The 20,507-nt window shown below is 74.0% G+C and carries 18 protein-coding genes and 1 pseudogene; 5 read left to right on the top strand and 14 right to left on the bottom strand.

What is annotated here, in order from left to right; genetic code table 11:
* Positions 1-39 precede the first annotated feature (39 nt).
* Positions 40-612, top strand: coding sequence for a hypothetical protein (locus tag C4U44_RS00865; protein WP_235031711.1), 573 nt, complete (start codon positions 40-42; stop codon positions 610-612).
* A gap of 195 nt (positions 613-807) precedes the next feature.
* Here the strand turns inward: C4U44_RS00865 and C4U44_RS00860 are convergent, their stop codons facing one another.
* The 3 genes from C4U44_RS00860 to C4U44_RS00850 form a co-directional block, all read right to left on the bottom strand.
* Positions 808-1,671 (bottom strand): hypothetical protein, encoded by an 864-nt coding sequence (locus C4U44_RS00860; protein WP_103883602.1) that lies wholly within the window; start codon positions 1,669-1,671, stop codon positions 808-810.
* A gap of 142 nt (positions 1,672-1,813) precedes the next feature.
* Positions 1,814-2,776, bottom strand: a complete 963-nt coding sequence (locus C4U44_RS00855; protein WP_103883601.1) for an N-acetylmuramoyl-L-alanine amidase — start codon at positions 2,774-2,776, stop codon at positions 1,814-1,816.
* Positions 2,760-3,467: a class I SAM-dependent methyltransferase gene (locus C4U44_RS00850; RefSeq protein ID WP_103883600.1), complete on the bottom strand. Its 708-nt coding sequence runs from the start codon at positions 3,465-3,467 to the stop codon at positions 2,760-2,762. The genes C4U44_RS00855 and C4U44_RS00850 overlap by 17 nt, the downstream gene beginning before the upstream one ends.
* 219 nt (positions 3,468-3,686) lie before the next feature.
* On the opposite strand from C4U44_RS00850, the gene C4U44_RS00845 reads away from it, so the two are divergent.
* The gene (locus C4U44_RS00845; protein WP_103883599.1) at positions 3,687-4,901 is read left to right on the top strand and encodes a cytochrome P450; all 1,215 of its coding nucleotides are present in this window, start codon (positions 3,687-3,689) and stop codon (positions 4,899-4,901) included.
* 103 nt (positions 4,902-5,004) lie between these two features.
* On the opposite strand, the gene C4U44_RS00840 is transcribed toward C4U44_RS00845, so the two are convergent.
* From C4U44_RS00840 to C4U44_RS00820, 5 genes are all read right to left on the bottom strand, one after another.
* Positions 5,005-6,273 carry a cytochrome P450 gene (locus tag C4U44_RS00840; RefSeq protein WP_200823096.1) on the bottom strand — a complete coding sequence of 423 codons (1,269 nt, stop codon included), beginning with the start codon at positions 6,271-6,273 and terminating at the stop codon, positions 5,005-5,007.
* Positions 6,270-6,878, bottom strand: coding sequence for a GTP-binding protein (locus C4U44_RS00835; RefSeq protein WP_103883598.1), 609 nt, complete (start codon positions 6,876-6,878; stop codon positions 6,270-6,272). Before C4U44_RS00835 ends, C4U44_RS00840 begins: the two co-directional genes overlap by 4 nt.
* Complete coding sequence (locus C4U44_RS00830) at positions 6,859-7,215, bottom strand: DUF742 domain-containing protein (RefSeq protein WP_103883597.1); 357 nt, start codon at positions 7,213-7,215, stop codon at positions 6,859-6,861. Before C4U44_RS00830 ends, C4U44_RS00835 begins: the two co-directional genes overlap by 20 nt.
* On the bottom strand, positions 7,212-7,625 hold the full coding sequence (locus C4U44_RS00825) for a roadblock/LC7 domain-containing protein (RefSeq protein WP_103883596.1): 414 nt from the start codon (positions 7,623-7,625) through the stop codon (positions 7,212-7,214). The genes C4U44_RS00830 and C4U44_RS00825 overlap by 4 nt, the downstream gene beginning before the upstream one ends.
* A 93-nt stretch (positions 7,626-7,718) precedes the next feature.
* Entirely contained in the window at positions 7,719-9,677 is a 1,959-nt protein-coding gene (locus tag C4U44_RS00820; RefSeq protein WP_235031709.1) for a sensor histidine kinase, read from the bottom strand.
* 710 nt (positions 9,678-10,387) lie between these two features.
* On the opposite strand from C4U44_RS00820, the gene C4U44_RS00815 reads away from it, so the two are divergent.
* A complete protein-coding gene (locus C4U44_RS00815) occupies positions 10,388-11,845 on the top strand; it encodes an MFS transporter (protein WP_103883595.1) in 1,458 nt (485 codons plus the stop codon).
* A 329-nt stretch (positions 11,846-12,174) separates the two neighbouring features.
* On the opposite strand, the gene C4U44_RS00810 is transcribed toward C4U44_RS00815, so the two are convergent.
* Genes C4U44_RS00810 through C4U44_RS00790 form a run of 5 tightly spaced genes read right to left on the bottom strand, consistent with a single transcriptional unit; the run spans position 12,175 to position 16,659 of the window.
* On the bottom strand, positions 12,175-12,813 hold the full coding sequence (locus C4U44_RS00810; RefSeq protein ID WP_103883594.1) for a response regulator transcription factor: 639 nt from the start codon (positions 12,811-12,813) through the stop codon (positions 12,175-12,177).
* A gap of 31 nt (positions 12,814-12,844) precedes the next feature.
* Positions 12,845-13,333 (bottom strand): Ig-like domain-containing protein, encoded by a 489-nt coding sequence (locus tag C4U44_RS00805; protein WP_103883593.1) that lies wholly within the window; start codon positions 13,331-13,333, stop codon positions 12,845-12,847.
* A 43-nt stretch (positions 13,334-13,376) separates the two neighbouring features.
* Positions 13,377-14,459 carry a prenyltransferase/squalene oxidase repeat-containing protein gene (locus C4U44_RS00800; protein WP_103883592.1) on the bottom strand — a complete coding sequence of 361 codons (1,083 nt, stop codon included), beginning with the start codon at positions 14,457-14,459 and terminating at the stop codon, positions 13,377-13,379.
* Positions 14,456-15,262, bottom strand: coding sequence for a class I SAM-dependent methyltransferase (locus C4U44_RS00795; protein WP_235031708.1), 807 nt, complete (start codon positions 15,260-15,262; stop codon positions 14,456-14,458). The genes C4U44_RS00800 and C4U44_RS00795 overlap by 4 nt, the downstream gene beginning before the upstream one ends.
* Positions 15,262-16,659, bottom strand: coding sequence for a glycosyltransferase family 4 protein (locus C4U44_RS00790; RefSeq protein WP_235031707.1), 1,398 nt, complete (start codon positions 16,657-16,659; stop codon positions 15,262-15,264). The genes C4U44_RS00795 and C4U44_RS00790 overlap by 1 nt, the downstream gene beginning before the upstream one ends.
* A 209-nt stretch (positions 16,660-16,868) precedes the next feature.
* On the opposite strand from C4U44_RS00790, the gene C4U44_RS00785 reads away from it, so the two are divergent.
* Both C4U44_RS00785 and C4U44_RS00780 read left to right on the top strand, forming a co-directional pair.
* Positions 16,869-17,528, top strand: a complete 660-nt coding sequence (locus tag C4U44_RS00785) for a TetR family transcriptional regulator (RefSeq protein ID WP_103883590.1) — start codon at positions 16,869-16,871, stop codon at positions 17,526-17,528.
* Between the two features lie 339 nt (positions 17,529-17,867).
* Positions 17,868-18,650: a helix-turn-helix transcriptional regulator gene (locus tag C4U44_RS00780; protein ID WP_103883589.1), complete on the top strand. Its 783-nt coding sequence runs from the start codon at positions 17,868-17,870 to the stop codon at positions 18,648-18,650.
* Positions 18,651-18,935: 285 nt separating this feature from the next.
* On the opposite strand, the pseudogene C4U44_RS00775 reads toward C4U44_RS00780, so the two are convergent.
* Positions 18,936-20,489, bottom strand: a pseudogene (locus C4U44_RS00775) (ATP-binding cassette domain-containing protein); the annotation flags it as partial.
* Positions 20,490-20,507: the final 18 nt, after the last annotated feature.

The raw sequence follows: 20,507 nt of genomic DNA, 5'->3' as shown, positions 1-20,507 counted from the left end.
ACCACCCCCGCGACCGCCCGCCGACCACCGGAGGTACCCGTGCCGACCGGCTTCCCGCCGCGCCTGCCGCTGCGCCGCGCGCTGACCGCGCTGCTGCTCGCCGCCGCCCTGCTGGTGCTGCCCGCCTGCGGCGACGACTCCGCCTCGCACAGCTCGCACGCCGCCGCCACCAGTACGCGCCCGAGCCCGAGTTCGAGCGCGCAGAAGCAGAAGCTCGCGAAGACGCGGTTCGCGGCGAACGCGGGGCTCGCCGCCGGGGCGACGTACCAGTGGATCGTGAAGCCGTACAAGGCGGGCAGGTTCAAGAAGGGCGCGAGCGGGCGGACCGCCACGCTGATCAAGGCGGGCCTGGCCGGGGCGTTCGCGTACAACCGGCTCAAGGCGGCCTCGGTGAACGCCAAGGGCGACCCGACGCTCAACCGGCTGATGCAGCCGGTGAACGCGGCCATCGTCTCGTTGAAGTCCCTGCCGACGAAGTTGCGCAAGGGCCAGGACCCGGGGGCGACCGTCAACGAGTTCGACGACGTGATCGACCAGGTCAAGAAGGCGGGCAAGGAGGCGGGCGCCGAGGTGAAGGACCAGGTGCCCTCGCTCTCCGAGCTCGGCGGCTGAGCGGACCCGAGCCGCTGGGCCTGCCGAGCTGATGAGCCGCTGAAGCGCTGGGCTGAACGCGGTCCCCGCCGGACAGGCGGTCCGCAGACACGGCGACGGCCGGCCGCCCCCTTATGAGGGGGACGGCCGGCCGTCGTGTGGAGAGAGCCGCGGACCCGCCCGGCGAACCGGCCCGACGCTGGGAACGCCGGGAGGTCAGCCGCGCTGGATGCCGCTGCTGTCCTGGAGGACGCCGCGGCGCCCGTCCTGGGTCTGCGCGATGAGGGCCTGGCCGCGCTGGTCGACCGCGAGGTACCAGGTGCCCGGGGCCAGCTCGGCGATCTGCCCGCCACTGCCGTCCTCCGCGAACAGCGGACGCGGCACCGGCACGGCGAACCAGAACGCGGTGAAGTCCGCGGACGGCGCCGGGGCGGCGGCGGTCGGCTGGGCGGCGTGCGGCGCGGCGGCGACCGGGCCGCCACCGTACGGCGGCTGCGGGGCCGGGGCGCCGCCATAGGCCGGGTCGACCGACTGGGCGCCGCCCGGGTAGCCGTAGCCGGCCTGCGGCGGGTTCATGCCGTAGGGCTGCTGCGCGCCGACCCCGTACGGCTGCGGCTGCTGCGGGGCGCCCATCAGCGGCGCCTTGAGCGCGGGCAGCCGGCTGGAGAGCGCGGCGGCCACGGCGATCACGATGCCGAAGATGAGGGTCAGCCAGGCGCCGACCTTCTTGTCGACGCCGTCCTGGTTGTTGAAGAGCGTCGACCACACCGCGGTCCAGCCGACGAACAGCGACAGCGCGACCACCCACTGGTCGAGGCTCAGACCCAGCACCTGCCGGCCCGCGAGCTGGCCGGACCGCGCGAAGAGCAGCGCCGCAGCGGCGACGACCGCGGCCAGCGTCACCGACGGCAGGATCGGGAAGGTGGCCGAGTGCCAGAGGTTCTGCGAGCTGTGGGAGACGCCACCGGACACGGAGTAGCCGCTGGGGTAGCTGTAGAACGGCAGGAAGGAGGCGATCAGCAGCAGCGCCGCTGAGCCGATCACCACGCCGTCTCCTCGGGTCAGGGAGCGGATGTTCACGTCGGGTCCTGTCCTTTGCGATACGAGGTGCGAATCGATTCGTCGGGGCGGGAAGCGGTGCCCCATCGTACGGGTGTGATCTATGGCCGGGTGTCAGGTATGCGTCTTGGTGCGCGATCCATACCGGACTGCTACAGCCTTGTCACCTCTTCCCTTCGGCAGGCCCCGCGGGGGAACCCTCAAGAAAGGCGGTGAGTCCGTCGGCGATCCCCTGGGCGGCGCGCTGCCGCCAGGCGGCGCTCGTCAACGACTTGGCGTCCTGCTTGTTGCGCATGTTGCCGCACTCGATGAACACCTTCGGCACGGTGGAGAGGTTGAGCCCGCCGAGGTCACCGCGGACCATCAACCCCTTTCCGCCGCCCAGGTAGTTGGCGAACGGCTCACCGGTGGCCGCCTTGAAGTGCGTGCGCAGGGTGGTCGCCAGCCGCAGCGACGGCGCGGCGATCTTCCGGGTGTCGGCGCCGCCCGAGTGCAGCGACTCGGGCGCGATCACATGGAAGCCGTGCGCGCCGGCGGGCGCACCGTCCGCGTGGATGGACAGCGCCACGTCGGCGTGCGCGTCGTTGCCGATCCGGGCCCGCTCGTCGACGCAGGGGCCGTACGGGCGGTCGCCGTCCTGGGTCAGCACCACCTTCGCGCCACGCGCGGCCAGGATCGCCCGCACCCGCCGGGAGACGTCCAGGGTGTAGGAGGCCTCCGGGTAGCCCGAGTTGGTCTCCGTGCCCGTGGTGTCGCATTCCTTGCGGTTGGTCCCGATGTCGACCAGGCGGTTGATCTCTTTGGTGTGCTGGTAGTTGGTCGGATTGTGCCCGGGATCGAGCGCGACCACCTTCCCGGCCAGAGGAAGCGTTTCCGCAGACGGGGTCGCCGAGGAGGGCGTGGCAGCGGGCGTCGACGCACCCGCGCTGCCTGCGTTCTTCCCGTCGGCGCCCACCGCGCTGCCGGTACTCTTCGTGCCGTCGGAACCGGTGTCCGGGCCCGCCGCTCCGCAGCCGCCCAGTAGCACCACCGCCGCCACCACGGCCGCTGCGACGAACCCGCCGCGACGACCGCCCCCGTGTGACCCGTTGCTGAACACGCCCGCGACTCTATAGGCCCGAGCCATCACCTTGCACCCTGAGTGACGATCCCGCGCCCCGGGCCGCACCCGCGCCGGCGGCTTCGGAGTCCGCGCTGCCGCGCCGCAGCACGCGCAGCGACCCGGTCACCGACACCTCCGTGAACGCCCCGGACTCCATCGCTCGCCGGTACACGCGGTAGGGGGCCTGCCCGCCGTCGGCCGGGTCGGGGAAGACGTCGTGGATCACCAGCAGTCCGCCCTCGGCGAGCAGCGGCGACCAGCCCTCGTAGTCGCCGCTCGCGTGCTCGTCGGTGTGGCCGCCGTCGATGAAGACCAGGCCGAGCGGCTGCCGCCAGACCTTCGCCACCTGCGGTGACCGGCCGACCACCGCGATCACGTGGTCCTCCAGGCCGGCCGCGTACAGGGTCCGGCGAAAGTACGGGAGCGTGTCCATCCGGCCGGTCGCGGGGTCCACCAGCTCCGGGTCGTGGTACTCCCAGCCGGGCTGCTGCTCCTCGCTACCGCGGTGGTGGTCGACGGTCACCACGACCGTGCCGGCCGCGGCGGCCGCCTCCGCGAGCAGCAGCGTGGAGCGGCCGCAGTACGTGCCGACCTCCAGCAGCGGCAGGCCGAGGCCGACCGCGGCCTGCGTCGCGGCGGCGTGCAGGGCCAGGCCCTCGTCGAGCGGCATGAAGCCCTTGGCGGCCTCGAAGGAGGCGAGTACGTCCTTGCGCATCCGGTCAGGTTAGGCGGTCCGGTACGGCGCCGGCCCACCCCACCCCGCGGCGCCCACGGCGACCACCCCCGCGCACTCCGCCGCGCCGGCGCGCGCCCGCCCCGGTCGGCGGGTCCGTCCGTGACCAGCGCTGACCCGCCAACGCGTATGGCCTGAACGGATGTTCGTGCCTACGCTGGCCGCATAGGTTCCGCCGGTTCTCTCAGACCAAGGAGTCTCATGTCCGTAGCTCGCCATGCTCAGGACATCCTGTCCCCGGAGTTCGCCGAGGACCCCTACCCCAGCTACCGCGTGATGCGGCAGGAGACGCCCCTCGTCTGGCACGAGGCGATGCAGAGTTACCTCGTCTCGCGCTACGAGGACGTCGAACGCGCCTTCAAGGACGCGACGTTCACCACCGAGAACTACGGGTGGCAGCTCGAGCCCGTGCACGGGCGGACCATCCTGCAGATGAGCGGGCGCGAGCACGCGGTACGCAGGGCCCTGGTCGCGCCGGCCTTCCGCGGCAAGGAACTCCAGGACACGTTCCTCCCGGTGATCGAGCGCAACTCGCGCGAACTCATCGACGCCTTCCGGCAGCAGGGTTCGGCCGAACTCGTCGGGCAGTACGCCACGCGCTTCCCGGTGAACGTGATCGCCGACATGCTCGGACTGGACCGGGCCGACCACGACAGGTTCCACGGCTGGTACACCTCGGTGATCGCGTTCCTCGGCAACCTCGCCCAGGACCCGGAGGTCACCGCGGCCGGCGAGCGCACCCGGGAGGAGTTCGCCGCGTACATGCTCCCGATCATCCGGGACCGCCGCGAGCACCCGGGCGGGGACCTGCTCTCCGCGCTGTGCTCCGCCGAGGTCGACGGCACCGCGATGAACGACGAGGACATCAAGGCGTTCTGCAGCCTGCTGCTGGCCGCGGGTGGCGAGACCACGGACAAGGCGATCGCCAGCGTCTTCGCCAACCTGCTGCGGCATCCCGACCAGCTGGCCGCCGTGCGGGCGGACCGGACGCTGATCCCGCGGGCGTTCGCCGAGACGCTGCGCTACACGCCGCCGGTGCACATGATCATGCGGCAGGTCGCCGAGGACGTGCCGGTCTCCGGCGGGGTGATCCGCAAGGGCAGCACCGTCACCTGCCTGATCGGCTCCGCGGGCCGTGACGAGGAGCGGTACGCCGACCCGGACACGTTCGACATCTTCCGGGAGGACCTGAACAGCACCAACGCGTTCTCGGCCGCCGCCGACCACCTGGCCTTCGCGCTCGGCCGGCACTTCTGCGTCGGCGCACTGCTGGCCAAGACGGAAGTGGAGGTGGCCGTCGGCCAGTTGCTGGACGCGATGCCGCGGCTGCGGCTCGCCCCGGGGGAAGTCCCGGCCGAGCGGGGCGTGTTCACTCGCGGTCCGGCCTCGGTGCGGGTGGAGTTCGACGCGGCATGAGAGGTGAGGCACACGCCGTGACGTGCACGGCGTGACGTGCCGGGTGGCCCGGTCCGTGGCCGGCCGGACGTCATCCGCCGACCGGGCCGGGCCACCCGGCGCCTCACCCCACGAACGCGGAGGTGAAGCGGACCGGCAGCACCTCCAGGCCGCGCATCCACACCGACGGCCGCCACGCCAGCTCCTCCACCGGCACCGACAACTCCACGTCCGGCAACCGGTCGAGCAGCACCTCCACCGCGGTGCCCGCGATCGCCTCGGCCAACTCGGGGGCCGGGTAAGGGCAGCGGTGCTCGCCGTGGCTGAAGGAGACGTGCGCGCTGTTGCCGCCCGTCCCCGCGTGGCCGTCGGGCCGCACCTCGGGATCGGTGTTGGCCGCGGCCAGCCCGAGGACGACACAGTCGCCCTGCCGGATCTGCCGCCCGCCCAGCTGCGTGTCCCGGGTGGCCCACCGCCCGATGAAGTTCTGCGTCGGGGTGTCCTCCCACAGCACCTCGTTGAGCGCCTGGCCGGCGCTGCCGCGGCCGCCGGACAGCGTGACGGCGAACCGGTCGTCGGTGAGCATCAGCCGCAGCGCGTTGCCGATCCAGTTCGCGGTCGGCTGCTGGGCGGCGGCGATCACCGTGATCAGGTCCTGCACGATCTCCATGTCCGCGAGCCCGGCCGGGTGGGCGAGCATGCGGGAGGTCACGTCGGGGCCGGGGGTGACGCGCTTGGCGTCCAGCAATGCCTGCACCCGCTGCTGGACCCGCAGGTAGGCGGCGACCGGGTCCTCGCCCTCGGCGGCGTCCAGGGACAGGATCAGGTCGCGGACCATGTCGGCGGTCTGCGACTCGGGCAGCCCGCACATCCAGATCGCGGCCAGCAGCGGCAGCCGCTGGGCGTAGTCGGCCATCAGGTCGGCCCGGCCGCGGCCGGCGAAGGCGTTGATCAGCCGGTCGGCGACCTCCTCGCAGTGCCGTTTGAGCTCGAACTGGTCGACCTCGGCCAGCGCGTCGCTGATCACCCCGGCCCGGCGCTGGTGCTCGGTGCCCTCGGTGAAGAGCACGGACGGCTGGTAGCCCACGTAGGGCAGCAGCGGCCAGTCCGCCGGGATGCCCTCCCACTGGTTCCAGCGGCGCGAGTCGCGGGCGAACAACTCGTCGTTGCTGGTGACGTAGTGCAACTCGCGGTAGCCCAGCACCAGCCAGGCCGGGACACCGCCGTCGAGCAGCACGGGCGCCACCGGCCCGTGCGCGCGGCGCAGTTCCTGGTAGAGCCGAGCCGGGGTGTGCTGGAACTCCAGCCCGGCCAGCGCCACCGCGCCGGGGCGGGCCGGGCAGGCGGCGGGCGGTCCGGACAGCAGGGGACCCGCTGGGGCGTGGTCGGTCACGTGGCCATCTCCTGGGCGCGGGACAGGGCGTAGAGGTGGTCGACGAGCGTGATCAGGACGGTCTTGCCGGACTCCCGGTCGCGCGCGTCGCAGTCGATCAGCGGAACGGCGTCGTCGAGCGTCAGCGCGTCCCGTATCTGGTCGAGGCTGTGCACAGGGGGCCCGAAGTTGTTGCGGGCCACGACGAACGGCAGGCCGTGGTGCTCCAGCCGGTCGATGGCGTACCAGGAGTCGGCGACCCGGCGCGGGTCGACGAGCACCACGGCGCCCAGCGTGCCGGAGAAGAGCCGGTCCCACAGGAACCAGAAGCGCTCCTGGCCGGGCGCGCCGAACAGGTACAGCACCATCCGCGCGTTGAGGCTGATCCGGCCGAAGTCGAAGGCGACCGTGGTGGTGACCTTCCCGTCGGCCCCCGCCGTCTCGTCGATGCCCACGCCGGCCTGGGTCATCGTCTCCTCGGTGTTCAGCGGGCGGATCTCGCTGACCGAGCGGACCATGGTGGTCTTCCCGACACCGAAGCCGCCCACGATCACGATCTTCAGTCCCTCGTCCGCGGTGTCGGCCAGCGGCGCACGCACGGGCGGTTCACAGTTTCCGGAGTCCAACGAGCACCTGCTTCAGGAGGTCGGGATCGGGCAGCCTGGCGCCCGCCGCGGTACGCGGGTGGCGGGCGGTGACGCTGCCGGTGTCGAGGAGGTCGGCCAGCAGGATGCGCACCACGCTCACCGGCAGCCGCAGGTCCGCGGAGATCTCCACGACCGCCGTCGGTGCCCGGCAGATCCGCAGGATCTCCGCGTGCTCGGACTGCATGCCCGGCACCGGCTGCGACTCGCTGACGATGAGGGCGACCAGGTCCAGGCGGGCGTCGTCGGCACGGCTGCGCCCGCCGGTGACGGTGTAGAGCCGGTCCGGGTTCTCGTGCTGGACGGACCCGGGCGTCATACGGGCTCCTCACCCTGCCTTCGCGGCGGCGCGGTCAGGTAGTCGCTCAACTGCTCGACCAGCTCGCTGGTGTTGTGCCCGATGATCCCGGCGTCGGCCTCCGACGCCGCCACGACTGCGAGGTGCGCGCCCTCGCCGGCCTCGACGATCACCAGCAGTCCGCCGTGGAACTCGGTCATCGACTGCCGCACCCCGCCGCTGCCGTCCCCGAACTCCACGGACGCGCCGTGCGACAGGCTCTGGATGCCGGAGGCGATGGCGGCCAGCTGGTCGGCCTGGTCGACGGACAGGCCCGAGGACCGGCTCATCTTGAGGCCGTCCCGGGAGAGGACGAGGGCGTACCGGCTGCCGGGGGTGCGCTCCAGGAGGCTGTCCAGCAACCAGTCGAGGTTGCGATCGGTGGTCTGCATCGCGGTTGGGGCTCGTCCGGCACTGCTCCGGACCACGGGCCCCCTCCTCCAATCTGTTGTCCTGACGGATACGGCGCCGCGCGGGCGACGTCGCTACGGCGAAGGGGCGTCGTCCTGCGGTGGTGCGGGCGGTACGGGTCCGGCGGCCGGTCCGCTCTCCGCGGTCCGGCCGGCCTGCTCCCGCTGCCGTTTGCCCGCGGCGACGAACGCGCCGAAGCGGGCGCCCATGTTGCCGGTGGCCGGCCGGGCGGCGGGTGCCGCGGCCTGCGACGGCATCGGGTGGTCGGCCTCGGCGAGGGTGCGGCCGCGCACCCGCTTGGGCAGCACGAACACGTCCTCCCCCGCCTGCTGTTCGGGTGCGGATGCGTCAACGGGCGTGCCCGCGGGGCGGGATGTGCCTCCGGCCACCGCGTCGCCGGATGCCCGCGCGGCCGGCGCCCGCAGGCCGGCGGGGAGTTCGGGCGCCCGCAGGTCGGCGGGGAGTTCGGGCGCCCGCAGGTCGGCGGGGAGTTCGGGCGCCCGCAGGTCGGCCGGGGCGGCGTGCGCGGGGACGGCTCGCGCGGAGACGGACGGTGTGGGGACGGCCCGCGCGGGGCGAGCGGCGTGCGCGCCCTGCCGCATCGGCAACCCCCGCGGCCCGATGGCGGGTTCGGCGGCCGGATCCCGCTCCTCCGCCCGCGACCCGCCGCGCTCCGGCCCCCGCCGGTGCCCGGGCTCCCGCTCCTCGCCGGACTCGCGCACCCGCGCGGGCGGCCGCGTGATCAGGTGCTGCGGGATGAGCAGCAGCACTCCGGTCCCGCCGCGGGAGGACGGGCGGAAGTTGACGGTCAGGCCGTACTTCCCGGCGACACCGCCGACGACCGCGAGACCGAGCCGGGTACCGGACAGGGTGCCGAGGCGCAGCGGGTCGTGCGAGACGGCGTGCTGCGCGCGGCGCAGCGCGGGCGGGCTCATCACCAGCCCGGCGTCCTCGACGGTGATCACCACGCCGGTGGTCAGCTCCTCGACGTAGAGGTGCACCGTCTCGGTCGGCGGCGAGAACCGGGTGGCGTTGTCGACGAGTTCGGCGAGGGCGTGCATGACACCTTCGGCGGCGTGCCCGACGACGGCCGCGGTGCTCGTCGAGTGCAGCCGCACCCGCTGGTAGGCGCTGATCCGGCCGATCGCGCCGCGCAGGATGCTCTCCATCACGATGGGCTTGGTCCAGCGCCGCCCGGACCGGCCGCCGGTGAGCACCGCGATGCTGTCCGCCAGCCGCCCGGTCTGCGCGGTGGCGTGGTCCAGCCGGAGCAGATCGCCGAGAACCTCCTCGTCGTAACGGTTCTCCATCTCGCGCAGGTCGGCCATCATCGTCGTGGTCAGCGCCTGGACGCGGCCCGCGGCGTTGGCACAGGCCGCGAGGGTGGCCGCGCGCAGCCGCGCGCCGTTGGACAGCTCGCCGGTGAAGACCTCCAGGATCCGCCGGTGCCGGGCGTCGCTGAGCGCGGGCGCGGCGGCCAGTGCCGTACCCGCCGTCGCCCCCGCGCCGAGCCGGTCGACCATCTCCGGGATCGCCTGCTCCACCAACCGGGTCGCGTCGGTGGCCAGTTCCTCCATCCGCTCCCGCAGCCGGTCCGACTCGGCGCGCGCCGCGGCCAGTTCGGCGCCGGCCGCGTCCACCTCGGCGGCCATCTGCGCCATCCGCCGCTGGTGGCTCTCGGTGTACGCCTCCGACTGGACGACCCTGCGGCGCAGTTCGACGGTCCGGGCGTCGGCGGCGGCCGCCCGCGCGAGCGCCGCCCGGCCGCGGCGCGCCTCGGTCCCGGCCCACGTGACGGCCGCGACGAGCAGCACGCCGTAGGCCACCGCGACGGCCTGCACCCACGTGCGGGCCTCCTGCGGGGCGCCCACGGCGAGCCCGGCGCAGGCCAGCCCGCAGGCGACGACCGCCCCGAGGGCGAGGGCGGAGGTCGCCGGGAGCGCGTGTCTGCCGGTCAGCCGGCTGCCGGTCGGCCGATTGCCGTTCGGCCGGTTTCCGGGAGATCCGGGGGATCCGGGGGAGGGGTCTGGCATCTAACGGTCCTCGTGATCGGTGGGGGGCACGGCGAGGAGTGCGGGAAGCGGAATGCGCGGTGCGGGCCCGCGCGGCGCCTCAAAGCTGACCGGCCGGCGCGGTGGGCGGGTTGCCGGCGGGAAAAGACCGGCCCGCGCCGCCCCCGTGCATTCGCGGGCGAAATCAGCCGCCCGTACAGGAAAGTGTGGACGGAGCACGCGCGTCGAGGCCCGTATTCGCATAAGGGTTCCCAGCCGATCCCTCGTATTGCCGATCAGTGGTCGACCCTGCGCCGCGCTCTTCCGAACTTCGGCGTGGGCCAGCGTACATGATGGTCTCCAGGCCCCTGACCTCTGCCATTCCCGACCGGAAGTCGCTCGTTCGGGCGACGTTTCCGGCGAAGCGGCTCCGCCCGTCGGGCACGTACGATAAAGCGATCCGCGTTCCTTGGCCGATCCGGTTTAGGCGTTATCAGGTTATGCGAGAACACGGCCGAGAAGGGCAAGCGACTTTCCCCGACCGGGATTTCCCCGCTCCGGTCGGCGCCGCGGACGGCACCGTTTCCGGAACCGGCTTCCGTAACGGGCCGTGAATCGGGCGGTGAAACGGGTGGTGAACGGGGTTCCACGCCGTGCGCCGGCGCACAGGTAAGGAACCGGACCGCAGACGTAGGTCCCGGGTAGGTCGAAATCCCGATGACCGGTCGTGGCCGACCCGGGAGGATGGTCGTATGAGCGAACTCCTGGGGCGGCGCGCGCCCGCCTCCCGCACCCGCCGTACCCCAGCTCCCGCCTGGGCGGTGCTCGCGGCGGTCTGCGCGGGCCAGTTCCTGGTCGTGCTCGACGTGTCCGTGGTGAACGTGGCCCTGCCCTCGATGCGCAAGGCACTGGACCTCAGCGACAGCGGCCAGCAGTGGGTGGTGAACGCGTACGCCCTGACGTTCGCCGGGTTCCTGCTGCTGGGCGGCCGGGCCGCCGACCTCTTCGGCCGCAAACGCACCTTCCTGGTCGGACTGGGCCTGTTCACGGCGGCGAGCCTGGCCGGCGGGCTCGCCCAGGACGCCTGGATGCTGATCACCGCCCGCGCGGTGCAGGGCCTCGGCTCGGCGGTGCTCGCCCCGACCACGCTGTCCATCCTCACCACGTCCTTCCCCGAGGGCTCGGAACGGACCCGGGCGATCGGCACGTGGACGGCGGTCGGCGCGGGCGGCGGGGCGGCCGGCGGCCTGGTCGGCGGGCTGCTCACCAACTACCTGTCCTGGCGCTGGGTCCTGCTGGTCAACGTGCCGGTCGGCGCGCTGGTGCTGGTGGTCGCGGCACTGTGCCTGACCGAGGGCCGCGCCGAGCGGGCCCGCCGGCTGGACGTGCCGGGCGCGGTCCTGGTCACCGTGGGCGTGGCCGGGCTGGCGTACGGCATCGCCCAGAGCGAGACGCACGGCTGGACGTCGGTGGACTCGCTGCTGCCGCTGATCGGGGGCGCGGTGGTGCTCGCGGTGTTCACGCTGGTGGAGGCGCGGACGGCGGCACCGCTCATGCCGCTGCGGCTGTTCCGGGTCCGGTCGGTGTCCGCGGCCAACACCGTGCTGCTCGGGTGCGGCGCGGCGACCTTCGCGACGTGGTACTTCCTGTCCCTCTACATGCAGAATGTGCTGCACTACAGCCCGGTACGCGCCGGGGTGTCCTTCCTGCCGCACACCGTGTCCATCATCATCGGCTCCAAGCTGGCGCCGCGGCTGATGGCGAGGTTCGACGCCCGGCTGGTCGGCGCCACCGGCGGGGTCCTGGCCACGGCTGGACTCGCCTGGCAGAGCACGCTGACCGTGCACGGCGGCTTCGCCGGGACCATCCTCGGGCCGGGCATCCTCACCATGTTCGGCGCGGGGCTGCTGATGACGCCGATCTCCGCGGCGGCGACGTCCGGGGTGTCGATGAGCGAGCAAGGGGTGGTGTCCGGGCTGCTCAACACCTCACGGCAGCTCGGCGGCGCGCTCGGCCTCACCATTCTCGCGACGACCGCGGCCGACCGGGTCTCCTCCCGCGCCGCCCATGGCGCGGACGCCGCGCACGCCCTCACCGCGGGCTACGCTCTCGCTTTCCTCACCGGGGCGGCCTTCCTCTGCGTCGGCACCTGCCTCATCTCCCTCCTCCCGCGCCCCACTCCCCCTCTCCAGGACGCCCTCACGAAGTAACGGCGCCCTCGCCAAAGGGTCTGGCGCACCCAACACCCGTTGCCAGGTCGCCCTCGCGGAAGCTGGGCGCCCCGAAGGGGCGCGAGGAACTGCGCGAGCAACCGGCCACCGGCAGGTGATCCGGCACCACCACCGCGGGGGCTGGGCCCGCGGACCCCCGACTGCACCATCGTGGCCGGCCGCGCAGTTCCCCGCGCCCCTGTTGGGTACCGTCGCCCGCAAGGGCAGCCCGGCAACGGGAGTTGGGCACCCACCAACCCTGCACCAGCAGGTGGTCCGGGAACCGACAGCGCGGGGCACCCCGGACGGACCCGCCCACCCGAGCGGAGCTACAACCACCCGTTCTGCCGCGCGCAGCGCACCGCTTCGATACGGTTCCGCGTCCCCGTCTTCCCGATCGCCGCGGAGAGGTAGTTCCGGACGGTGGACTCGGACAGGAACACCCGCCGGGCGATGTCCGCGACGGTCGCCCCGTCCGCCGCGGCGTTGAGGACGTCCTGCTCGCGCGGGGTGAGGGGACTCGGCCCCGCACTGAGCGCGGCAGCGGCCAGCGCGGGATCGATCACCCGCTCCCCCCTCAGCACGCGCCGTATCGCGTCGGCGAGTTGCTCGACCGGCCCGTCCTTCACGAGAAACCCCGCCGCGCCCGCCTCCATCGCCCGCCGCAGGTACCCGGGCCGCCCGAACGTCGTGAGGATCAGCACCTTGCAGGACGGCAGCTCCTCCCGCAGGTCCGCCGCCGCGTCCAGCCCGCTGCGCCCGGGCAACTCGATGTCGAGCAGGGCGATGTCGGGCCGCGCGTCCAGCGCCTCCGCCACGATCCGGTCGCCCGCCGCGACCTGCGCGACGACCTCGATGTCGTCCTCCAGGTCCAGCAGCAGGGCCAGTGCCCCCCGCATCATCCCCTGGTCCTCGGCGAGCAGCACGCGCACGGGCTTCGCCTGCTGCTCACCGTTCGCGTCGCTCATGCGCCAAGCCTAGAGCCTGCCGGCCGGCCGGTCAGGACGTGGGTTTGCGGGCCGGCGAGCAGGCGGCGGCCGTCGCGCCGCACAGGAGCTTCGCCTTGCCGCTCGCGGCGCAGTAGTCCTTGCGCCGGGGCTTCTGCGCACCGAAGCCCGTGGGTGTCGCGCCCGGGAGCAGCGCGCCGGCCGGGCCGCCGACGAGGGTCAGCCGCGCCACCCCGTCCGTGCCGGTGGGCTTGGTGCCCGCGAAGACCCCGGCACCGGGCGGCTCGCCCGTACGCCGGTAGTACAGCCGGAAGTTGACCCGCTGGCCGGCGACCGGCCTGCCGCGCGCGGTGAGGGTGGCCGACAGCGGGAGGTCGCCGGCGAGTCGGGCGACGTGCGTGTTCCGTACCGACAACGACGTGCCCGCGCAGCCGTGGAGCCGGGACTGCGAGCAGCCGGTGATCAGCGAGGAGGCCGCGATCGCGGTCCCGGCCAGGGCGAGCGAGGCGGGAACGGCGGACCGGCGCGGCGGGTTCGGCATCCGCACAGGGTCCCATGGGGTGGCGCGCAGGGCGCCGCGAAGGTCAGCAGCAGGAGGGCGCGAGGGTCGCGGGAAGGTCGTCGGTGGCGAAGACGGTGGTGGTGGCGGTGTCCCCGCACAGGGCGGCGACCGCGAGGAGGAGGGCGGCGGCGGTCCAGGTGGTGCGCTCGGCGGGCCACACGGCGCGGTCGGCGAAGACGTAGCCGGTCCAGTAGAGACCGTCCTCGGCACGCAGGTGCTGGATGTCGGTGAGGACCCGGATCGCCCGGTCGGACTGGCCGATCGCCCAGAGCGCGAGGGCCAGTTCGGCGGACTCGCCGCCGGTGACCCAAGGGTTGGGGTCGACGCAGCGGACGCCGAGCCCGGGCACCACGAAGCGGGACCAGTCGGCCTCGATCCGGGCGAGCGCGTCGGGGCCGCGCAGGGCGCCGGTGAGCACCGGGTAGTACCAGTCCATGGAGTAGCGGGACTTGTCGAGGAAGCGCTCGGGGTGACGGTGGACCGCGTGGCCGAGCGCGCCGGCCGCCAACTCCCAGTCCGGCTGGGGCTCCTCGCGGTGCTCGGCGATGGCCAGGGCGCAGCGCAGCGCCTGGTGGATGGAGGAACAGCCGGTGAGCAGCGCGTCGTTCACGGCGGTGCCGTCCGCGTCGCGCTTCCAGCCGATCTGGCCGCCGGGCTGCTGGAGCGCGAGGACGAACTCGACGGCCGCGTACACCGTCGGCCAGACCCGGTCGATGAAGGCGTCGTCGCCGGTGGCGAGGTAGTGGTGCCAGGCGCCGACAGCGACGTACGCGCAGAAGTTGGACTCGCGGCCGAGGTCGGTGGGGTGGTCGGGGTTGCCGTCGTGGTACGCGGCGTACCAGGACCCGTCGGGGTTCTGGTGCCGGGCCAGCCAGTCGTACGCGGCCTCCGCGCGGTCGTGTTCGCCTGCCGCGTCCAGGGCCATCGCGGCCTCGGTGTGGTCCCACGGGTCGAGGTGGTGGCCGCGGAACCACGGGATCGCCCCGTCGGACCGCTGGACGGCGGCCAGCGCGGCGACGGTCTGCTCGGCCTGCTCGGCGGTGAGCACCCCGGGCAGCACCAGGCGCTCGGTGCGGCGGCCCTGCCCGCGGCTGGGCGAGGTCACTTGGCGCGGTCCGCGGCGAACTCGGCCGTCCCGTTGCCGTGTTGGCCGTCCCCGTCGGCGGAGCGGTCGACCCTTACCGCCTGCTCGGGCAGCCGCGGCTTGGTCGCGTACGCCACGAAGCTCTTGCCGACCACCGGGTTGAGCACCTGCTCGGCGACCCGGGTGGCCAGCGGCTTCTTCATGATGTCCCAGACCAGCAGCTTGTGGTACAGCTTCACCGGCAGCGCCTGGTCGTTGTCGACGCCGACCGCGCACTTGATCCACCAGTACGGCGCGTGCAGGCCGTGCGCGTGGTGGGTGCCGTACGGCTTCAGGCCCGCCTCCCGCATCCGTTCGAGCAGCTGGTCGCCCTTGTAGATGCGGATGTGGCCGCCCTCGACCTCGTGGTAGGCATCGGACAGCGCCCAGCAGATCTTCTCCGGGCCGTAGCGCGGCACGGTGACCGCGATCCGCCCGCCGGGCCGCAGCACCCGGACCATCTCCGCGAGCACGCCCTTGTCGTCGGGGATGTGCTCCATCACCTCGGAGATGATCACCACGTCGAAGCTCTCGTCGGGGAACGGGAGTTGGAGTGCGTCGCCCTCCATCGCCAGCGCCGACGCGCCCGCCGGGGCCTCTCCGGCCTCCCGCATCGCCGCGAACCACTTGGCGACCTCGCGGATCTCCTCGCCGTTGCGGTCCAGCGCGACGACCTGCGCGCCGCGCCGGTAGCACTCGAAGGCGTGCCGCCCGGCCCCGCATCCGAGGTCCAGGACGCGGTCGCCCGCGGCGAGCGGGAAACGGGTGAAGTCGACGGTCAGCATCAGCGATTGCTCCCCACGGGGTCTCCCGGATGTGCGGTCTTGGGGCGGTCGTCCCCCCGGGGCTCGGCGGGTGCGCCGTCGTACGGGCGGGCGGCCGGGCCGCTCGCGTCCGTGCCCGCCGGTGGCACCGGTACCGGCCCCGGGTGCGCGGCGATCGCCGCGCGGTACAGCTCGGCGGTGGCCTCGGCCGCGCGGGTCCAGGTGAAGCGGGCCAGCACCCGGGCACGCCCGGCGGCCCCGAGGCGGGCGCGCAACTCCCGGTCCTCCAGCAGGCGTTCGAGCGCGGCGGCGAGCGCACCGGGGTCCCCGGGCGGCACCGCGAGGCAGGTCTCGTTGTCGGGGCCGGCCACTTCCGGTATCGCTCCCCCGGTGGTGGCCACCAGCGGGGTGCCGGTGGCCATCGCCTCGGCGGCGGGCAGCGAGAAGCCCTCGTACAGCGACGGGACGCAGGCCACTTCGGCGCCGCGGATCAGGTCGACGAGTTCGGCGTCGCTGATGCCCTTGACGAACTCGACCGCGCCGTCCAGCCCGAAGTCGGCGATCGCGCGGGCGACCGGGCCCTGTTCGGACCGCTTGCCGACCACCACGAGGTGCGCGTCGGGCCGCTGCGCGCGGACCTTGGCCAGTGCCTCGACGAGGAAGACCAGGCCCTTGAGCGGCACGTCCGCACTGGAGGTGGTGACGATCCGCCCGGGCACCTCGGGCACCGACGGGTCGGGCGCGAACAGCCGGGCGTCGGCGCCGATCGGCACGGTGTGCACCCGCTCGGGTCGCACCCCCAGGTCGGCGACGATCTCCCGGCGGGAGGAGCCGGAGACGGTGAGCACCGACGGCAGCCGCCGGGCCACCCGCTTCTGCATGCGGGTGAAGCCGTACCAGCGGCGCACCGACATCCGCTTGCCGCGACCGTTCGCAGCCTCCAGTTCGAGGCGGCGGTCGACGGTGATGGGGTGGTGGATGGTGGTGACCAGCGGCATGCCGAGGCCGAGCAGGCCGTAGCCGAGGGTCTGGTTGTCGTGCACGACGTCGAAGTCGGCGCGGCGGGCGGCCAGATGGCGTCGCGCGCGCAGGCTGAACGTCAGCGGCTCGGGAAAGCCGCCGGTCCACATGGTGCCGACCTCCAGCGCGTCGACCCAGTCGCGGTACTCCGCCAGCCGCGGGGTGCGGAACGGGTCGGGCTGCCGGTACAGGTCCAGGCTGGGCAGTTCGGTGAGGGTGACGCCCTCGCCGAGCGCGTCCAGCACCGGGTAGGGCTGCGCGCCGATCACCTCGACGCTGTGGCCGAGCGCGGCCAGCTCGCGGGACAGGTGCCTGACGTACACACCCTGGCCGCCGCAGAACGGATTGCCCTTGTAGCTGAGCAGCGCGATCCGCAGTGGCCCGGCCTGAGAGGTCACTCCGGCTCCCTTCTCGCTGCGATTGGGCCGGAGCGTAACCGGTCGCGCTAATCTAGAACAAGTTTCAGACTGGATGGTACAGGGGGCGGGTTCGCACCCCCGCATCCGGCTGCCATCATGCACACACCACGCGCCGGGGCGCGCGGCACGCAGACCGGGGCACGACGGACCCGCACGGCACGTCAGAGGCACGGCAGAGGACAGTACGGATGAGCGCACACCCCAAACCCCCCGCCCCGGCGCTGACCGCGCGACAGGAGGCCCGGCGCAACCGGATCCTCGCCGCCAGCACCGAGCTGGCCTGCGGGGGCGGCTTCGACGCGGTGCAGATGCGGGAGGTCGCCGAGCTGTCCGAGGTCGCCCTCGGCACCCTCTACCGCTACTTCCCGTCGAAGATCCACCTGCTGGTGGCCGTGATGGAGGACCAGCTCGGGCAGTTGCAGTCCGCGCTGCGCAGCCGCCCGCCGACCGCCCCCGCCCCGGGCGCCCGGGTCGCCGACACCCTGCTGCGCGCCTTCCGCGCGCTCCAGCGCGAGCCGCTGCTCGCCGACGCGATGTTCCGGGCGATGATCTTCGCCGACCGCTCGGTGCGCGCCCAGGTCGACACGGCGTCCCGGCTGACCACCACGATCATCGTGGAGGCGATGGGCCGCCCCGCGCGGGCGGCGGGCATATCCGGGCGGACCGCAGCCGGCGCACCGTCGGGCGCGGAGCTCCCGGCCGCGCCGCTCTCGGCCGTCCGGGTGATCGAGCACACCTGGCACGCCGCCCTGGTCGGCTGGATCTCGGGGCGCGCCTCCGTCACCGAGGTGACCGAGGACATCCGCACGGTGTGCGGCCTCCTGGACACGGCGGATCGGCCGAACTGACCGCGGCCGCACCGGCGGAGAGCGCATCGAGGCCGGGGGACGGAGCGGCGCGGCTCGCGCCGATCGCCCCCCGCGACCCGCGTTTCACCTCTACCACACCACTACATTCGGTGACCTCCTCACTACGGTGCATTACTTCCATAGGAGGGCGTGCGGACGGAGACCGCGCGCCCCCGGCGGCTCCCACCGCTCCATCTGTGCACCCGGCAAGGCGTGAAGTTCATCCGCCGGAAGTGATCCGCCGGGTATGAATGGGTTCGCGTGCGTCCCGGGGGGTCGCGGATATCGCCCGCAGGGGATCGGGGCGCGCGCGACGGCGACCATGCGAGGGGATTCCCGGTGATACGTGTACTTGTGGCCCATGACACCTGCCTGCTGCGCTCCGCACTGGCGGCTCTGCTGGGCCGGGAGGCCGACTTCGAGGTGACGGACACGGCGTGGCCCCGCCTCGCCGAGTCCGCACGGGACTTACGGCCGGACGTCTGCGTGGTCGACGCGGACTGTACGGGCTGGCGGCAGCACGTCGGCGGGTCGGGGGGCCCGCTCGGCGTCGCGCCGGGCAGACCGGGACGCCCGGCGACCGGAGCCGGCAGCCGCCGGTCCGCCGACGCCGGCCGCGCCCGGCCCGGCGACGCCGGTCCGGGCCGGGGCGTCGCGCGCCCCACGGCCGGCAGCGCGGCGGCCGCCCTCGGCCTGGCCACCACCTCCGCCACCGCCGTCGGCGGACCGGCGCGCCCCCGCTGCGCGCTGGTGGTGCTCACCGGCGCGGGGCGGCCGGGAAACCTGCGCCGCGCGCACGAGGCGCACGCCCTCGGCTTCGTCAACAAGGACCGCTCCGCCGACCGGCTGCCCACCGCGGTGCGGCAGGCGGCGCAGGGGAAACGGTTCGTCGACGAGTCGCTCGCCGTGGAGTTCCTGCAGGCGGCGGAGATGCCGCTGACCAGGCGCGAGTTGAGCGTGCTGTCATTGAGCGCCGAGGGCGCCCCGGTCACCGAGATCGCCCGCCGGCTGCATCTGTCCGACGGCACCGTGCGCAACTACCTCGCCGCGATCACCCGGAAGACGGGGGCCCGCAACCGGGTGGACGCGATCCGCATCTCGCAGGTCGCCGGCTGGGTCTGACCCGCTCACGCCGGCCGCGCCGGCGGTGTCGACGCCGTCGGCACAGCCGGCACTGTCGGCGGCGGACCAGCCGCCCACCAGGTCCCGGTAGAGGGCGGAACGGGCCGGCAGGTCCTCGTGCGTGCCGCACACCGCGTGCGTGCCGTCCAGCACGAGGACCCGGCCGGCCCGGCGCGCCGAACTGATCCGGTGCGCGATCACCACCAGGGTCCCGCCCGGGCGCCGGGCGAACGCCTCCTCGGCGACCGCCTCGGCGGCCGGGTCGAGGTGGCAGGTCGCCTCGTCCAGCACCACAAGTCCGGCCGGGGACAGGTACGTTCGGGCCAGGGCGAGCAACTGCCGCTCCCCCGCGGACAGCCGGGCCGGGTCCACCTCCGCGTCGAGCCCGCCGAGCGTGGCCACCAGAGGTCCCGCGCCCACCACGTCGGCAGCGGCGAGCAGTTCGGCGTCCTGCGGCGCCCCGGGTTCCTCCGGCCCACCCCAGGATCCCGGGTCCGCGCCCTCCGGCCCGCCGCTTCCCGCTGCTTCCGCCGCGCCGCGCGAGTCGTCCGCGCGGCCCGAGACGCCCGCGCCGCCCGACGGTTCCGCGCCGCCCCCGCCCCGCAGGTACCCGAGGTTCTCCCGGACCGTCCCGGTCAGGACGTACGCCTCCTGCGGGACGAGCGCGGGGCGGCCGGCGGTCCGTACCTCGCCACGGTCCGGTCGCAGCAGCCCCGCGGCCAGGGCGGCCAGAGTGGACTTGCCGATGCCGCTCGGGCCGACCACCGCGAGGTGCTCGCCCGTACGCACCGCCAACTCCAGCTCCTTCAGCACCGGTTCGGCGCCCGCGCCATAGCCGAAGGTCACATCGTGGAAGTGCAGCGCCCGGCCCGGCCCGGCCGGATGCTCCGCCGCGGCCGCCGGGTCGGGCGGGTCGCCCTCGCCGCCGATCCGCCGGAGGACCACGCCCAGCCGGGTGCCGGCGGCGCCCAGGATGTGGACGAGGTTCTGCAGGGCCGGTTGCAGCGACTGGGTCAGGTAGGTGAGCGCGCCCAGCAGGTCGCCCGGGGTGAGGCGGTGCGTGCGGATCAGCCAGGGCGCCGTCAACAGAAGCAGGACGATCGGAAGTTGGCCGCCGATCGCGAGGGCGGCGGCGCGCAGCACCCCCCACCGCGCGAGGGCGCGGGCGGTCCGGAGGGCGGTGTCGGTGCGGGCGTCGGCGCGGGCCGCCATCAGCGGCTCGGCGCCGCACGCGGTGATGTCGCGCAACCCGCCGGCGAGCGCGCCGCACTCCTCGGCGAGCGCCTCGTCGGCGGCGAGGTAGGCGTGCTGGCGGCGGGCGAGCGGGCGCAGGCCCGCCGCGAACAGCGCGATGCCCACCGCCAGCGGCGGCAGGACGATCAGCAGCAGCAGCGGGGCGAGCACGCACATCCCGGCGAGCGCGCCGGCCGCGGTGAAGACGAAGGAGCGCAGCACCAGGACGAGGCCGCCGAAGGTGTCCCGGGCGATCTCCACCTGGTGGGTCAGCCGGGAGACCACCGCGCCGTCGCCCGACCGGCGCCCGCGGACAGCGGCCCGCAGCCCGCCGCGCACCACGCGCTCCACGAGGATGTCCCGCAGCGGTTCCACCAGGACGGCGAGTCCGCGGAAGACGCGGGCGGTGCCGTAGGCGCCGAGCGGCACCGCGACGGCCGCGAGCGCGAGCCACCCCAGCCCGGTCGCGTCCCGGCCGCGCAGGAAGCCGTCGTCCAGGGCCTTCGCGACCGCGTAGCCCACCAGGAACGTCTGGCCCGACTCCAGTGCCGACCAGCCGGCGAGCACCGCCAGCCCGCGGGCCCGTTCCCGCAGGTACCCGCGCATCCGCACCCCGGCCGCCTG

It is taken from the genome of Actinacidiphila yanglinensis, assembly GCF_900107965.1.
In the GTDB taxonomy this organism is placed as follows: Bacteria; Actinomycetota; Actinomycetes; order Streptomycetales; family Streptomycetaceae; genus Actinacidiphila; species Actinacidiphila yanglinensis.
This window is presented reverse-complemented; position numbering and strand designations above follow the sequence as displayed.

Excerpts from the sequence above, each read along its gene's own strand:
- C4U44_RS00855 (WP_103883601.1), bottom strand. The coding sequence starts at position 2,776 with ATGGCTCGGGCCTATAGAGTCGCGGGCGTGTTCAGCAACGGGTCACAC.
- C4U44_RS00850 (WP_103883600.1), bottom strand. The coding sequence starts at position 3,467 with ATGCGCAAGGACGTACTCGCCTCCTTCGAGGCCGCCAAGGGCTTCATG.
- C4U44_RS00845 (WP_103883599.1), top strand. The coding sequence starts at position 3,687 with ATGTCCGTAGCTCGCCATGCTCAGGACATCCTGTCCCCGGAGTTCGCC.
- C4U44_RS00830 (WP_103883597.1), bottom strand. The coding sequence starts at position 7,215 with ATGACGCCCGGGTCCGTCCAGCACGAGAACCCGGACCGGCTCTACACC.
- C4U44_RS00825 (WP_103883596.1), bottom strand. The coding sequence starts at position 7,625 with ATGCAGACCACCGATCGCAACCTCGACTGGTTGCTGGACAGCCTCCTG.
- C4U44_RS00820 (WP_235031709.1), bottom strand. The coding sequence starts at position 9,677 with ATGCCAGACCCCTCCCCCGGATCCCCCGGATCTCCCGGAAACCGGCCG.
- C4U44_RS00815 (WP_103883595.1), top strand. The coding sequence starts at position 10,388 with ATGAGCGAACTCCTGGGGCGGCGCGCGCCCGCCTCCCGCACCCGCCGT.
- C4U44_RS00810 (WP_103883594.1), bottom strand. The coding sequence starts at position 12,813 with ATGAGCGACGCGAACGGTGAGCAGCAGGCGAAGCCCGTGCGCGTGCTG.
- C4U44_RS00805 (WP_103883593.1), bottom strand. The coding sequence starts at position 13,333 with ATGCCGAACCCGCCGCGCCGGTCCGCCGTTCCCGCCTCGCTCGCCCTG.
- C4U44_RS00795 (WP_235031708.1), bottom strand. The coding sequence starts at position 15,262 with ATGCTGACCGTCGACTTCACCCGTTTCCCGCTCGCCGCGGGCGACCGC.
- C4U44_RS00785 (WP_103883590.1), top strand. The coding sequence starts at position 16,869 with ATGAGCGCACACCCCAAACCCCCCGCCCCGGCGCTGACCGCGCGACAG.